Source organism: Mesorhizobium sp. USDA 4775 (assembly GCF_054062655.1).
The window spans coordinates 5,176,323-5,192,621 of sequence record NZ_JBSSFM010000001.1; the positions used below are offsets into that span (position 1 = coordinate 5,176,323).

Annotated in this window: 6 protein-coding genes; 2 read left to right on the forward strand and 4 right to left on the reverse strand. The window is 60.2% G+C overall.

Annotated elements, in window-relative coordinates:
- Nucleotides 1–29: 29 nt before the first annotated feature.
- Both ACVILI_RS25340 and ACVILI_RS25345 read right to left on the reverse strand, forming a co-directional pair.
- The gene (locus ACVILI_RS25340; protein ID WP_010910579.1) at nt 30–302 is read right to left on the reverse strand and encodes a hypothetical protein; all 273 of its coding nucleotides are present in this window, start codon (nt 300–302) and stop codon (nt 30–32) included.
- A 90-nt stretch (nt 303–392) separates the two neighbouring features.
- Nucleotides 393–1,970, reverse strand: coding sequence for an HD domain-containing phosphohydrolase (locus tag ACVILI_RS25345; RefSeq protein ID WP_038648126.1), 1,578 nt, complete (start codon nt 1,968–1,970; stop codon nt 393–395).
- Nucleotides 1,971–2,477: 507 nt separating this feature from the next.
- Here ACVILI_RS25345 and ACVILI_RS25350 point away from each other — a divergent pair.
- Nucleotides 2,478–2,972, forward strand: coding sequence for a LysR substrate-binding domain-containing protein (locus tag ACVILI_RS25350; RefSeq protein ID WP_084791776.1), 495 nt, complete (start codon nt 2,478–2,480; stop codon nt 2,970–2,972).
- Between the two features lie 122 nt (nt 2,973–3,094).
- Here ACVILI_RS25350 and ACVILI_RS25355 read toward each other — a convergent pair whose 3' ends face one another.
- Together ACVILI_RS25355 and ACVILI_RS25360 are read right to left on the reverse strand one after the other, a co-directional pair.
- Entirely contained in the window at nt 3,095–4,597 is a 1,503-nt protein-coding gene (locus tag ACVILI_RS25355) for a winged helix-turn-helix domain-containing tetratricopeptide repeat protein (RefSeq protein ID WP_038648133.1), read from the reverse strand.
- Between the two features lie 447 nt (nt 4,598–5,044).
- Nucleotides 5,045–8,914, reverse strand: coding sequence for an ATP-binding protein (locus ACVILI_RS25360; RefSeq protein ID WP_167626437.1), 3,870 nt, complete (start codon nt 8,912–8,914; stop codon nt 5,045–5,047).
- A 457-nt stretch (nt 8,915–9,371) separates the two neighbouring features.
- Here ACVILI_RS25360 and ACVILI_RS25365 point away from each other — a divergent pair, with 457 nt between their 5' ends.
- Nucleotides 9,372–15,104, forward strand: a complete 5,733-nt coding sequence (locus tag ACVILI_RS25365; protein WP_038648138.1) for an alkaline phosphatase D family protein — start codon at nt 9,372–9,374, stop codon at nt 15,102–15,104.
- The last annotated feature ends 1,195 nt before the right edge of the window (nt 15,105–16,299 follow it).

Here is a 16,299-nt window from a genome sequence, read left to right on the forward strand (position 1 = left end):
GAGCGGCAGGCGGCGCTCAATGCGGGGCTTCAGGCCTCGTAGTGGCCGAGCAGCAGCGCCGCCTGCGGCTTGCCGACATGGCCGGCTTCCTGCAGGATCGCTGGCACCTCCGGATCGGACACGAAATTCTTCCAGCCCTCGGCGTCCCAGTCGAAGATCGCCCAGACGCGGTCGGGCTCGCTGGGGTCGCGGAAGACGGTCGCGCCGTTCGAGCCGTGCAGCCGGCGCTTGTCTGCGCCCTTGGTCGAAAAGATACGGATGAAGTGGTCGATATCAGCCACTTTGGTGGTTGCGAGAAGCATCTGATTTCCTCCTGTCGGTCGCGGTCACCATTGAACCGTCGACAGGACTACGATGCGCGCCCCGGAGCGGGCGCACATGGGGTGGATTCCCTATGCTTGCGTTTCGCCTGGTCGGACAAGGCCGTGCTCGACCGCGTAGAGCGCGGCCGCGGCACGGGTGGTCACGCCGATCTTGGAATAGACGCTTTGAATATGGTGGTCCGCGGTCTTGGGCGAGATATCCAACTTTTTGGCCACTTCCTTCGCCGTGAGCCCGGCGGCGATCAGGCGCAGCACCTCGATCTCGCGCGGCGTCATGCCGGCCAGCGCTTGCGGCACGGCTCGCCGCGATGGCTGCCCGGCGAAGGACAATACGGCCTCGGCGGCGTCGGGGCAGATACAGCCGTCACGCACGGCGGCGCGCAGCTGCGCCGCGGCCGCCTCGCTGGACAGCGCCTTGCGGTGCGGACGTTCTTCTCGCGACGTCTGGAAGGCTTCGGCAGCGGCCAGGATCCTTGCCGCCGGGGACAGGTCCGAGCCGCCGACCTTGCGGTGATAGCCGGAGCCATCCAGGCGCTCGTGATGGCGAAGCACGAGCGCGGCCATCGCCTCGCCCTCGCGACCGAACGAGGCCAGGGCCCGCTCGCCGTAATAGGCGTGCAGTTGTGCGGCGTCGCGTTCGCGCACCGACAGCGGACCGTTGCGCATCCAGGTCGCCACCGGCACCACCAGTTCGCCAATGTCGTGGATGCAGCCCGACCAGCGCAGCGCGCGAACGTCAAGGTCGGGCAGCCCGATCCGTTTGCCCGCACCCATGGCCAGTTCCGACACCATCCTCGAATGGCCCTGCGTAAACGGCATGCGCATGTCGATCATGTCGGCTATGGCCAGGAACGCCTCATCGCAAGCCCCCTCGTCCAGCGTCACCGGCGGATCCGGCTCGAGCGCCAGGATGGTTTCGCGGTCGACCGTCGCGCCGATGCCCTCCATCAGGACCGCCGCGTTGGCCGAGACGAGCCGGGCCAGATCCGCTTCGTATGGACCATCGCCGCGGCTGGCGACGGTTTCGGCCATCCCGTCGATGCCGACGGCATCGCTGAGCGCAATCGCATCCTGCGCCAATGTGATCAGGCGCACGGCGGGCAGGACATCCTCGCCACTCAGCCCGCGCGGCAGGCCCTTGCCGTCCCAGCGTTCGTAGATCTGCCCGAGATTGCGCCGGATCTCGTCGGACAGGCCGAGCCGCTCGCCGATCCGTTGCGCGACCTCGCAATGCGCGGTGAGCACCGGGCGCGCCACCGCGAGCGCCTGCGACATCGCGGCCTCGATCGCCCTGCCCTGCGCGTCAGGCTCGAGATCGTAGTAGAACCGCTTGAAGGCCTGCACGAAGACCCTGCCCAGTTCCGCACGATTGCCCATGTCGAGACCGACAAGATCCTGGCGCAGGGCGATCTCGTCGCCGAACGTGGCCGACAGAAGGTCCGTGTCGGCATTGCAGCCGACATAGCGCAGCATCGACTGATGGTAGGCGTTGCGCCGAACCTCATCGGAAACACCCGCAAGGTCGGCGATCCGCATTGCAAGCACGCAGGATTTCAGCGCGAAGTCGCGAGAATGGCCAGTGGCGAGGTCCGAGGCATAAGCCAGGACCATCATGAAGTCCGCCCGGCGTATCGAGACAGCTGTCATCGCACACCCCCAGTGATCCCTATGCTAGCCCCGTGCGCCGTCGATACCTAGGGGAAAAATCTCAAGCCCGATGTAGAAGAAACAGAGCGTTCTGTTTGGACCGGATGCGGTCTGGCAGCTTTACGCTGGGAATAGTCAGAAGTGGACGTTTAGGCATCCTGACTACATCGATTGTGCGAAGCGGACGAGAGAAACCCCGATCGCTAGGCATTCTTGAGGGCCGCGAAATGCGGCGCATTGTGGTCGGCAGGCGGGAATGGAAGCCGCCTCGCGCTAGCTTGACTGTTGAGCGCTTCCCGCGACGCGTCCGACGCAGGCGCGGGAAGTCTCCGTGTCATGCCTGATCCATCCCGGGCTTACGCCTTCGCGGCGTTCCGTGCAGCCTCGAATACATCGCGCGCAGAGGTCGTCCCCGCTACGTGCTCCGTACCCGCAATGCCGAGGTCCATCCAACCTGCATTCACGGCCTCAAACATTTCTTCGGCAGGTCCGGAGCGGCCCTTCGGGATGCCGAATTGCTCGAACGCTTCCGGCCCTATACGGGACGAGACGCTGATTGCCCGCCCGCTGGGCCTGTTGCGCATGGTCAACGCTGCCAGTCCCGCCTATCTGGCGCGCTATGGCGTCCCTCGATCGCTGGAGGATCTCCAGCGTCAGGAATATCGGACAATTCATTTTTCGACGATGCTGGGCGCAAGACCCCATGGATGGGAGTATCCGGACGGCGACAGCTACGCGACGCTTCAGTTGCCAGGTGCGCTACACGTCAACAGCGCTCAGACCTACGAAGCCGCCGCCCTCGCCGGCCTTGGCCTGATTCAGGCTCCACTCTTGGGGGTTGGCCAATACTTGGAGAGTCGAGCGCTGGTGGAGATCATACCCGATTTTCGTCGCCGAGCGCTCGCCGTGTCCCTCGTCGTGGCACATCGCAGCAACCTGTCGCGTCGAGTCCGCGCATTCATGAAATGGATCGAAGATGTGCTGACACCGTATCTGGAATAGAAGGACGAACACCTTCGGCCGGCGCCCGGGAACGGCAAGGATGAGGCGCATCGCCGATCACGGCCCCACCAGTGAAGTAGGCCATTTGTGGTCAAATCCGTCGCCTCGGCTAGCTGGTGCCTTCACCCGGGAAGACCAGCTTTTCTGAAGCCTGACATGAACAGCTCGAGGGCGACTTGGTCGGCGAACGGGAGACCTGACATCAGCCGGACAGTCAGGTCGTATTTCCTCGTTAGTGCGCTCTCGACTTCAGCGCGCGCCTTCTCCATCTCGCCCAAATGTGCGTACGACGCCGCGAGGAAGGCGTGAATGAAGAATTGGTCACCGGCCTTCTGATACGAACCGACGGCTTCCGAATACCGTCCTAGCAGGAACAGGGAGCTGCCCTTCACCTCCCAGAACCATATCGGAGGTAACGGGTCGCGCAGGAGCGCAGCTTCGAGCACGCTCAGCGCCGTCTCGGCCTGTCCGCCGTAGTTGAGCCAGCTTGCGTAGTCCCCTGCTATGTTCACGTCTAACGGATTCAACGAGCGCGCGCGCTCGAAATGCACTCCCGCATCGCCATGTTGGCGCATGTGTATAAGCACCAGCCCCATGCTCTGGTGACAGACGCCATCGCTCCTGTCGAGAGCGAGCGCCGTTTGTGCCGAGTCCCAGGCCTTCTGTAGCGTCCGGGGATCGTTGTCGTACCAAAATCTGCCGACGAGGGCTTGCGCGAGGAAGGCATGGCCTTGAGCGAACGTCGAATCTAGCTCGATGCACCGGACGAAGAGAGGCTCGGACTTATCCAATTCATATCGGTAGAAGTGTGCGCGCCCCTGCAGGTAGTAGTCGTACGCATCCCAATCGGCCGGAGGCTTGCGTCTCGTCCGGCTCGCAGAATCGGCCTCCGCTTGGCCTTCGACCATCGAGGCGATGAGAGCCGCAAGCTCGTCTTGCAATGCGAAGATGTCGTCGAGGGCCCGATCGTACCGTTGAGCCCACAGGTGAGTGCCGGCGGCGGCATCAATCAACTGTGTGTTGATCCGAATGCGATCACCGAGCTTTCGTATGCTGCCTTCGACGAGGTAACGAACGCCTAGTTTGCGATGGACTTCGGCAACGTCCAATGTCGGATGGCGAAACTGAAAGGATGAATTGCGCGCGATGACGAGTAGGGACCGGAACCTGGCCAGCTCCGTAATTATGTCCTCGGTTATGCCGTCGCTGAGATACTGCTGGTCCTGATCGCCACTCAAGTTGGCAAAAGGCAGCACCGCAATCGACGGCTTGCCGGACGGTGGTGTAGGCCTGCGGAATGAGCTCGCCACCGGCTCGACGGTCCCGGTGAAGCGGTAGCCGACGCGAGGCACCGTGGCGATCCACTCGCCGCCGTTATCAGCCGGACCGAGGGCCTTTCTGAGTGTCGCGATTTGAACGGTAAGGTTGCCTTCCTCAACGGCGGTGCCTGGCCAGGCAGCATCCATCAGTTCGGCCTTGGTCAGTATCTCTCCGGGCCGTGCCGTAAGCGCAGCAAGCAGGGTCAGCCCACGATGCCCAACAGCTATCGGGGTTTCTTCTCTAAGAAGCGTACCGATGTCGGGATCGAGTACGAACGGACCGAAAGCGATGCGAGTCCCCTGCATTTGGGCATACTAGACTTTTCGGAAGTTTTCGGAAACGTTTCGGCGTCAGCATTGCTGTTGCTGCCCCCGACTGTCGGATCAAGGCCACTGACTGCGACCGCCGACACGACTGGTAATCGCAAACGGCTCTCTGGATCCGAAAGCGCTTGCTGACCTACAGGACCGCTGTGACACTGACCAACTCTCCACCCTGACAAATGTAATCTGCAATATCGTTATGCCGCGATGCCGCGCATGGGGTCGGCGCCAGCGATGTCCGCCTTCACATTAAAGCTGCCAACCAATGGGCAAAGGATACGCTGACTGAATGTCGGAGCGCCGTTTGCTCGCACTCCGGGCAATCCAACCACGCTGGGGGCTCAAGAGACCCGCTACGCCCTTTCTGGTCAGGAGCAAGTCCGCGAGAATTTGCCACAATGATGGATGTGTGCCTTTGAGCTCGCCTCACTATTGCCGGCGTCTCAACTCTGCGGCAATCATCGATTCGTCTTGTCGTAGGGACAACCGCCCAGCCGCTGCCAGTGCTTGTTTCCAAGTAGAGACGGCGAGGGCGTGGCGGCCATCCAACCACTGCGCGACGCCGGTCCAAAGACCGTATTGTGGAACGCCGACTGGAAATACACGACTGTAGCGTTTAAGCTCATGCAGCGCTTGGCATTCCCATTCGCTCCATTGGTCGTACTCGCGCGAGAGCCCAGCTTCACGGCCACGTAAAAGCAGTTCGGAAACTCCTGAAATGCCAACCAATGTGCTGTGGGAAGACGGTCGACGCATCACGCGCAACAAGCGCAGTGTTTCGACCGCGGCCTGGATACTTTCGGCATGCAGACCGGCACGCGCGAGGGCAAGTGCAAGTGCTCCTTTGGTCGAGATCTGCGCGGCGAGATCGACCGAGCCGAGCATCGCGGACGTTATTAGTCGAAGGATGTCGATCGCTTCACGAGGGTTATCCATATGGAGCACGCACAGCGCCTTGCATCGGAGCGCCCAGATTTCTTGCTGGATGTTTCCGGCGTTCTGCGCGCGCGATAGTAGCGCAAGGGAGGTATGCTCCAATGCACTCCGATCGCCGCGATAATACAATGACCAGAAGCGCATTCCTTGTGCGTTGCACCAACTCAGTTGATCTCCGGCCCTTAGACACAACTCTTGCGACTGATCGAGGCGGCGATCGACCACCGACCATTCACAGCGCCCAAGGTGCCAGAGCGCGTCGAGGTTGCAAACATGGGCATGGACTGCTGGATCGGCGAGCGCGAGCGCGACCCGTTCTGCCCTTTCCATGAAGTGTTCGCACGCGTTCCGCCAACCCAAAATGCCGAGCCCACACGCTAGTTGCGCGGACGCGACTGCCATCTCTACGGAGAACCCGGTGCGCTCCGCGTGTGTTACAGCCCCAACGAGATTGTACATCCCCAGCGAAAAGCGAAGCTCGAAATAGTCGACCATCGCCGCTTGGTTCAAGCATCGAGCCAGTTCTCGCTCCCAAAAGCGCAGATCATCCCGCTGGACCCATCTTGGCGATGGGGGGTAGGCTTGTTGGAAGGCGAGCCGCAAGCCACGCCAGAGCAGACGGATCAAAATCGTTGTAGGTGACCGAAGAACCGGCTCACCTGCCACTCGGAGCGCGCGCCTTACAGCAATCCCCTGAGCGTGAATGTCGCCACGGCTATAATGCGCCTCGGCGAGTTGCCTACGCCAACGTACCGCCTGTAGTTTCTGTTCAACGCTCCAAGTCGGCTGCTTTGGTTCGTGTGCCAAGCAGATGTCAAGAAATGCGGCCACCTCTCGAAACGCACCAGTCTGTAACGCCTTCGTTGCTGCCAAATCGGCATATTTGACTGCCTTCTCGTCATTGCCGGCGGCCTCAAAGTGTTGAACGAGAACTGCAGTGTCCGCTCCTAGGGAATCTCCCGGACTTGATTCGATCCAGCTAGCCAAGGCTCCGTGCAGCTTGTGCCGCAGATCGCCTGGGATCGAACCATAGACGACGTCTCTGGTCTGATCGTGCCGAAATTCGTAGTTCCCTTCCACATTCCCCCGGCGCACCAAATGCGCGGCCACAAGAGATTCAACGGCAGCACCCACGGCGTCGGGACGCAAGACATCCTTAAGCAATACCTCGAGTGCCTCGCTGGTGAACGAACGCCCTACTACCGCTGCGGCCTTGATTACGTCCTGGCCAACAGTATCCAAGCGATCGACGCGCTCTCGTATGACCCGTTCGACACCCTCGAAATATCGAAGGCCGTCGAGTGGACGGATCGGACGCCAGAAACCATCGCGCATGGCGATCAGTCCCTCGCTCTTCAATGTCAGCGCGATTTCCTCAGCGAAAAAAGGGTTGCCGCTGGCCAGCGCCGAGACCCGTCGCGCCAGCTCCTCGTCTGGGGGCACGGCCCCCAATGTACGAGCAGCCAACTGGGAGATCGATCCTTCACTGAGTTCCTCAAGTTCCAGAATGCGACAGAAGAGTGAGGGATCGTCGGCTCCCGATCTAGTTGCGCTCTTCCGCGCCGCCTGGGTCCGTCGGTGCAGATTTTTGAACTCCTCCGGAACCTCCTCGGCGCGCAGGCATAGGATAATAAGCAATGAAGATAGTGATCCGAGAACCCACTCAACGAGGCGCCACGACGCAGAATCGAGCCACTGACTATCCTCAAGCACCAATGCCAAGGGGCGTGGCGCCAATTCGCCTATGATATCGCCCAAGAGGCGCATCGTAGCATCAGCACGATGAGCGCCCTCTAGGTGCCGAGTTCCTTCATTCTGGGCGATCTCGACGGCCAACATGTCCCCGAGCAAGGGCACTCGCCCAAGAATTGACGAATTACCTTGGACACTTGCGATGAGGCTCTCAAGCACATCGACGCCACTGCTGTCGGCAGGCAAGCCAAGAACGGATTCCAGTACACGCCGCCACGTCAGCAGAGAGGTACGTCGATCATCCCGCTCGGCGCGTGCCACCGAAACCATAGTGCCGGTCGAACGCAATTCATCGGACCACGCACTCACCAGTGCGCTTTTCCCGATGCCTGGCTCACCAACCACCGCCACCAGACGGGTCGTGCCGGCGCGTGCTTCTTCGAACGCACTCCTAAGAAATTCCAGTTCACTGTGGCGGCCAATGAGCGTCGTAGGAAGTAGCGCCGGCAAATGGGGCTCCAATGGACGGAACACGGGCGCCATATCCCCAAGTCCCTCCAACTGAAACGCACCACGCTTCTCGAAAGAGAATGTCGCCCTGCTCGCCCGTTCGGTCGGTGCGTCGCAGAGGACATCCCCAAAGACCGCCGTCATCAGTCGCGCCGCGCGATTGACCGGCGGGCCGAAGACCATAAGTTGCCGCCTTCGCAAGCTGCCCACGACGCGAAACAACGCATCGCCTGTCGCCACGCCGACCGAGACGGAGAGTCCCAATCGCGAAACGGTGACGCTTATGGCGCGGGCGGCATCGACGGCACGCTGTGGGTCGTCACGGTGAAACGCACCCCGCGCACCGAATGCGGCCATGAATACCAGGCCTTTGTCGTCGAAAAGCAACTCACCAGGCGGTCCGCCTCGCCCTCTCAGGATCTCTTGGAGTGATACACACAGCGTCTGATGACGGGACAACGCAAGCGGATCGTGATGATCTAGCCCTACTATGCGGGCGAAAAGTACGGAAACGGGTCTGATCTCTGCCAGTGCATCCAAACGGGCGTCCAAACGGCGATCTTCATCGATCTCGATCGCAGAAACGTTAAGCGCGATTCTCGCGCTTTGCTCGTGAACAAGCAACACATCTTGCAATTGTGGAGGCAGGAACTCCGCCAACCATTGGGGACGTAGCAGGTCCGATGACGCTTTCAAGCCGACTTGCTGGTGACCCGCAACCCCGTCAACGATCGCTTTCATTGCGCTTTCAGAGAGCACGTATTCCCAGCGGCCCGCAAGCGCTTGTGATTTTGCAGCCAGAGCGACGGCATCACCGCCGGCGACCAGATTCCAGACCGGCTGGCCACCCAACGAAGCAGCCCAGAGTGTGCCGGCGCCCACGCCAACGTGTAGGGCCGGAGCAATTTGGCTCGTCGAGATGTCTGGCCGGTCGTTGCGATCACGGCAGATTGCTTCGGCGCAGGCGGCTGCGGCCTGGGCGGCAGCTCCAAGGTTGTCGGAGTCAGCCGCCCAATATGCCAGGAGAGAGTCCCCCGCAAAGTAAAGCACTTCACCGCCACGATCGAGGATTTGCTCAGCGCATCGGGCATAGGATAGGCTCAGCAGCCTCGGGATTTTTTCAAGTCCTTCTTGTCCGCGCCGTGCCAGCTGTTCGACCAAGGCCGTATATCGGGATACATCAACAAACATCACGACAGCTGGAAATTCAATGGCGGCAGGGCGATCTCCAGACGTGCCGTGAATTCTAGCAAGGAGCTTTAATGGCAGCAAACTCCCAAGTAGCTCACAACTACCCCCCATGACCTCCTACCTATAGTTGTACAGACAAATTTGACACGGACGCCGAATAACTCGACGCAAATAGCAAACCAACTCGTATTTACGATACGCCACTTTACCTCCTGCCAATACACCAATTTTCATATATGATTTGGCGGTCGTTGAGGGGGCAAACGTCCATGCCGATCGACTTTCTCGCACCCGTCGGGTGTGCAATGGTCTGGGTTTCGTGCCACTTCGACTTATTGGCGGATGACCTCCCGCAGATAGGGGACGCAGGCTTCTTCAACCTCTCACCGCTTCGTGATGGCTCGCACATAGCCGCCGGGAGATTGTGATGAGGGACGCGGGGCTCGACACGAACTCGCGAACGGCTTGGATCTCTCAGGGTTTTGAGCATCTCATCGATCGCGTCCGAAAGACCCCTGCGGTCCAGCACTTCGACGTCCTGATCATTGGCAGCGGTTACGGCGGTGCGATCGCTGCGGCCACATTTGCAGGCCGCCGTAAGAACGGAGTACCAGTTACCGTGGGCGTGCTGGAGCGCGGCAAGGAATACTTGCCGGGTTCGTTCCCCACCGGTCTGGGTGAACTGCCAGGCCACATTCGGCACGAGAAAAACAAGGAAGGTCTCTTCGACGTCAGGCTTGGACCTGAGGTGACAACGGTCGTTGCCAGTGGAATCGGCGGCGGCTCGCTGATCAATGCCGGTGTGATGGAAATCCCCTTGCAGAAGGTATTCCAGACGGGGTGGCCGAGCCAACTTGCGAGCTTGCCCGACTGGAAGTCATTCTTCAAGCGCGCGGCGGACATGCTTGGCGGGAGCATAAATGGTGCACGGAACACAATCGAGAGCCACGTCGATGGTGCGCCGCAAAAATTTACATCAATCAGAGATATTGCGCCGCGCAACAATTTCCGACCAGCGGCGATCACCGTCGCGATGGCCAACAACACTAAAAGCTCGGGCAACGTCAAACTCAGCCAATGCCTGCGTTGCGGTGATTGTGCAACGGGCTGCAATTTCGGCGCAAAGAACTCGCTCGATGTCAATCTGCTCGTGCGTGCCCAGCAGAGAGGCGCAGAAATATTTAGCGGCGCGACGGTGCTAAGCATCGAGAAGGACGGCACGACCGGCTGGATCGTCAACAGCGTCCATACCAACGCCGCGCTTCGTGCTCGTGACGGCGACGTATTGCGGGTTCGGGCAGGTAAGGTGGTGTTGGCGGCAGGCACGCTGGGATCCACCGAGATAATGCTTCGATCGCAGATCATCGGCCTGCCGCTCTCGAGCGCGCAACTCGGCAAGCGATGCTCGACCAACGGTGACATGCTGATCGCCGACTATGGCACCAGGGCATCCGTCAACACCGTAGCCAACGATGCCACCCAGCCATCCAAACGTGCGATCGGCCCGACGATCACGGGCATCATCGACCTGCGCGAGGAAGCGGGCGTTCTCATCGAGGAGATGTCAGTCCCGGCGTCCCTTCGCATCGCATTCGCGGAAATTTTTGCGACGGTCAATACCTTGCACACCCTCGACGAGATCGACTGGTCAACCCACCAGCAAGGCTTCCCAAAAGACGATGCCTATGTCGTGTCGGACCAACGCATCGAGCGTTCTGCGCTCTACGCCGTGATGTCCGACGACGGAGCGGCTGGTACGATCGAACTCGAGCCTGCTCGGATTGCCGACAGGGACGGTGCGGCGCCTGCCGACCGCGACCGCGACGGCATCGCGCGAATGCGTTGGAGCACGCTGCCGAACCTGCCCGTCTTCGACAAGCAGATCGAGGTGATCGCCGGTCTCACCAAGAACTCGGGCGGACGCGTCATAGCGAACCCTCTCTGGAAGCTACTGCCGTCAAAACATACTTGGCTTCTCCAGGAAAAACGAGGGCCGTTGACAACCGTTCATCCGCTCGGCGGCTGCACCATGGCCGACACTGGGGCGATGGGCGTCGTAGATCATCTCGGCCGGGTGTTCTCGACGAACAATACAAGCGCCGTCCACGACGGTCTGGTGGTGCTTGACGGTTCGATCGTCCCTACCGCGCTCGGAACCAATCCCGCACTTACCATCTCAGCGATTGCGTTGCGCGCCGCTGAGAAGCTCGCCAAAGACTGGGGCTACGACTTGGGACGACGCGCCGTAGCCGGCGCACCGCTGGCCCGACCGGTGTTTCGCTCGACCGATGCTCCGGCGCTACCACCCCGGACGGAAGTCGAAATCGTCGAGCGGCTTGTTGGCCCTTTGCGCGTGAAGCTGAAGAATGGGGAAAACCGTGAGTATGTAGTCGAATTGACGCTGCGCTTTGGGCCCACGGCGCTCGCCGATCTGACGCCGAGCAATGGCGGTGACCCCACGTTGAACGTTGCCACGGACCAGTCGGAGCTGTTGTCCCGCAGCATGATACGCATGTTCCCGCAAACCGATTGGGATCTGCTCGAGAAGAGCTGGGATCCGGCAGGCCTAAGGGAACAGAAACTCGAAGCTATCGCTGAATTCAGCGCGCCACTCACGGGCACCCTGAAGGTGCTTGAGCGCCAGAAGACCTGGGTGTTGGGTCGCATGTGGCGCGCGGGCAAGGCATGGGTTCTGAATCGAGGCCTGCGCGATATCTACCAGGCAATTGTCGGCGATGACGTCGGCCCAGGATCCCGCCCAGGATTATTCAGTCGCGTTAAGTCGGGCCTTGCGATCGCCAGCCGTTCCGGCGAGATCCGAGCACTCGTGTACGATCTCAGGATCGGCCCACCAGATGCGCACGCCAAATTGCTACTGTCCGGCGACCGTATCGTCGGCACCAAAACCTTCACCTATGAGAGGTGCTGCAATCCGTGGCGCCAGCTCATGGAGGTCTCGCTGGAACGTTTCCCTGGGCTGAGCAGCACCGCCGACTGCGTGCTGAAACTCGACGTGGGTTATCTCGCCCGCATCGGCGTGCCGCTGTTTCGGGTAACGCGACAGCGCGACGGCGTCGCCACAATCGGCGAGCTTGCCACTTTCCTAGGTTACTTCGTGCGATTGCTGCTTGGCCAGCATATCTGGAGCTTTCGATCGCCCGACAAGGACGTCGACCCAGCAAACGACGTCGTCGATTTCCGGCCGCCCACCAATCTGCAACTCCCGGGGGTTGGCTCAGTCCAGGCGCAGATCATCGATATACCGATCGGGTCAAGGAAGCCGGACATCGGTGGCAAGCCTACTCGGGGCAAAGTGCTGGTCACGCGTTATCCGCATCCCGGCACCAAAAAAAGGCCGGTCGTGATGCTGCATGGCTACAGCGCCGGGGGCACCACATTTGCTCATCACGCGGTGAACCCGAATTTTGCGAGCCATCTTTGGAAAAGTGGACGCGACGTATGGGTCGCCGATCTCAGGACCAGCCCTGTCCATCGCACCGCAAAGGACGCGTGGAGCTTCGACCAGATAGGCAACCAAGACGTACGGAAAGTGATAGTGAAGGCAGCCGGCGAGTCTTTCGACCACAAGGTCGACGTCGTCGCGCACTGCATGGGGACCATCGTGTTCAGCATCGCTGTGCTCGGAGGCAAGATCGATAATCTGGTTCATCGAGCAGCGTTCACGCAGGTCGGGCCGCTCGTCGTCTTCTCACCGGCAAACGTCTTCCGCGCCTATGTGGTACGGTATCTGATCGATTTCCTACCTGACACTTATGAATTCAATCCCAAGAATCCGACGCTTGCCGATGACCTCTTGGATCGGGTGCTCTCAACGATGCCCTATCCCGTCGGGGAGTTCGAAATCGAGAATCCACTCTGGCCGTGGAAACGTACACCTTGGACTCGGACGCGGCATCGCATGGACGCGCTTTACGGCCGGGACTTCAACGTAGCCAACATGGAACCAGAGATGCTGCGCTACATCGATGAGCATTTCGGCGCGCTAAGCTTGAGGACCGTGTCGACGGCACTGCATTTCGCGCGCTACTCGATGATGACGAATTTCAGAGGCCAGAACCAGCTCGTCTCACGCGAGACATTTGTTGAGCACTGGAATTTTCCGACATTTAGCGTGCACGGTGCGGAGAACGGGTTGTCGCACGTATCGACGTTGGACCGCATGTCGCAGATCCTCGATGACGCCGGGCGCGACTACCGCCGGTCGTGGATCAATCCGGGGGCCGGGCATCAGGATGCGCTGGTCGGCACGACAAGGCACGCCACGTTCCGGGAGATCGAGCAATTCCTGGACGACCCTAGCCCCGCTCGCCAGGTCCAACCTGACACGGAGATGACGGCATATCCCCCGTGGATAGGGCCAATCATCACCGAGGAGCGGCCGCAAACGCCGGCGCTCGTGGTGCGGGTCGGGGCGATGCCGTCGCTTCGAGCACCCGTGGCTGCACTGATGCTGCGCATCCAACTTGTCGGCGGCCAAATTCTGCGGCCAGATAACCCGGTCGCACCCTGGGAACAGAATTACATCGTCAACCATATAGTGGTCTACAAGTCGCCGAAGCTAGCGGCTAATAGATGGGCCGCGTTCGAAGTTCCGTTGCCGACCCTGATGCCGAACTACGACGCGGCTCATCCCGGCAACGCGCTTCTCGTGCTGCTCGCCTATCCCGACCCCAAGGTATTGCCGCCCCTCGAGGTTGGGTTACCAGACGGTTACTTCCGAGCCATCGCGGTGGACGAAACTGTCCTTCGGCTCGATCCGAAGAAATTTGTTGAGGACGGGATAGTCGGAGGCAAGGAGACGTTCGCGCAATTCAAGATAATCGCGGACGCCGCATCGCGGCTGCTCGAGCCACTCAGCGCACGGTCGAAAGGCTACTCCAAGAACAACGGCACTCGTGACGTTACGTTGCAGCCGGGGGTCACGCCCGGGACTATGACGTCACTGCGGTTCGAGGTGAAGACGCCGACCGGGGTGGCCGCACTCCCACGCTTGATAGAGCAGGATCGCGACCTCATGGACGGCGTTATCCCATACGATCCGCCGCAGTATCCGCCTCCAACCCCCGTACCGGGCGGGACAAGTTTCTTGCTCGCATCGTGCCAGTATCCCGCTGGGTTCATCGATGAGCCTGTGGCATACCGTTCCTATGGCGAGATAGTCGCGCGGCTCGAGGCGAGCGGGGGGATCAAGCCGCGGTTTGCCGTATTCGCAGGCGACCAGGTGTATGTCGACCCGACCGCTGGGCTCTACGATCCGCGTTCGCATGATGATCGATATCGTCTGCCTTATGAGGCGTGGTTGCGAAACCGGAACGTGCGCAACGCATTGCGCCGGATTCCGTCGTTCATGTTGCTCGACGACCACGAGATCGACGACAACTGGGAGGCGATCCCCGACGACAACGAGAACAAAGAGAAGAAAACATTAGGCCTAAAGGCGTATTGGAAATACCAGCGTGGAATGTTCAGGAGAAGGACCTTCAAATTCGATGGCTTTGACTTCTTCATGCTCGACACACGTACGGAACGGTCCCATCGCAGGGTCGGGAGTCTGGCGAGTGCCGAGTTGTTTGCACCGGGGACCATGCGCGAACTCAAACGTTGGCTGCTGCGAAAGTCTGGGTCCCATTTCGTGCCGAAGTTCGTCGTGTCGTCGGCCATGCTGCTCCCGCGTCATCGGCGCGCGGTGCAACGTGATGAACGCCTCGACCCCTCAAATCTGAGTGCGATACATTCCGACGGCTGGGACGGATATCCGAACACGCTGCGCGAGGTGCTCGCTCATATCGCCGTCAACAAAATTGATCACGTAGTGTTTCTGTCGGGCGACGAACATCGGGGCTATGTCGCCACCGTGGACCTGCTTGATGCCTCCGGCAACTCAATCACCCGCGTGCATTCCGTACACACCGCCGCGCTATACGCTCCCTTTCCGTTTGCAAACAGTATCGACGCGGACATCGTCATGAGCGAGACGTTCGATATCGTGGACGGCGCATCCACCTACAAGTGCGTCGTCAACGCGATACCGCCACCCGCTGGCGACGGCGCGACATTTTTGCGCGTACGCCAGAACGCCGGGATTTGGAACCTCGATTGCGAGTTTGCCCATGGAGCGCTGCCGCCGCTCACACTGTGAGCGCAGCGCTGAGCGCGTGGTCGACGCTTACAACAGCAGAAACGATCCAATGCACATCCTTGGAACCGAAACGGAGACAGGCGCTCGCACCCAACAATTGGCATGGTTCGTTGTTGTTGGCTTTGCCTTAGTGGTTGCCAAACAAAGGAGTTGGCAGCCACTCCGCGTAGCATCACTTATCTGAACGTCACGGCAGACGGGATGCAGGCCGTCGCCGGAAAGGCGCAAACCCATTGTGCGCGCTATAATCGGGATGCCGAACTGATTCCAGGTGAGTGGGCCGAAGGTCGAGCCACATTTCGGTGTAGCGACAGGTAGATTGAATCGCTCATGTCGGCATGACGGCTCCTTCTTCCGCATCATCTGACCGAGATGAACCAACCGTATGTCGAAGAACCCGGATGATTGACCATCCGCGGCAAGATTTGCCTGCGGCATGACCAATTAGCCAAACTATAGCGCCACCGGCAGTTGGAATCCGTCGGCCGTTGGAGCTGTGCGCTTGAGACCGAATGTCTGAAATGGGCTGGAAGCGGTCGGTCTGCTATTGAATGGCAAAAGCAGTCGTCCGCATGGCATCAAGCAAAATTAGACAATGCCTGTCAGAGGCGACAATGAAGCAATGATGAACCCGGCCGAAACAGAACTCCTGCAGATCGCTAAAGACCAAGGAGCCACCGTTCACCAAGGATATCACATGCTCGCCGCGCAACTTGGCGCGATGGGTCGCTATGCCGGAGCCTTCTGGAGCAACCCGGCGCAGTGCGGAGCCGAGAGTCTCGGTTAGATCGCTGTTGCCCCAGCCAATTAGCCTGCCACACGCAGCGATTTTTGCAGCAGATTCAAGTGGTCCATGATGTGCCGCTCCGCGTGATACGATTGGGGACCGGTAGCGGACATTTCAAACCTATTCGGACCGGCACCCAAGGCCCCGGGAATGCAATCTAGCTCCGCGTAGCGTCCGCAATGCAGGAGCAAAATGGACACCGTTTTCGTAAAGTCCACCTCAGTAATGCGCCGTGAGAAAAATCCGATCGCTTGTCAGGTGGGGGCTGCTTCCAGCGCTGGCACTATCGTCCATCGCGATCGTGTTGTGGCAGTACGGTGCGGTGAACCATCGCATCAATCTTTGCGACGATCCGACATCGGGCAAGTATATCTGGAACGATGAGCTGCGGCACAAGATCTGCGACCG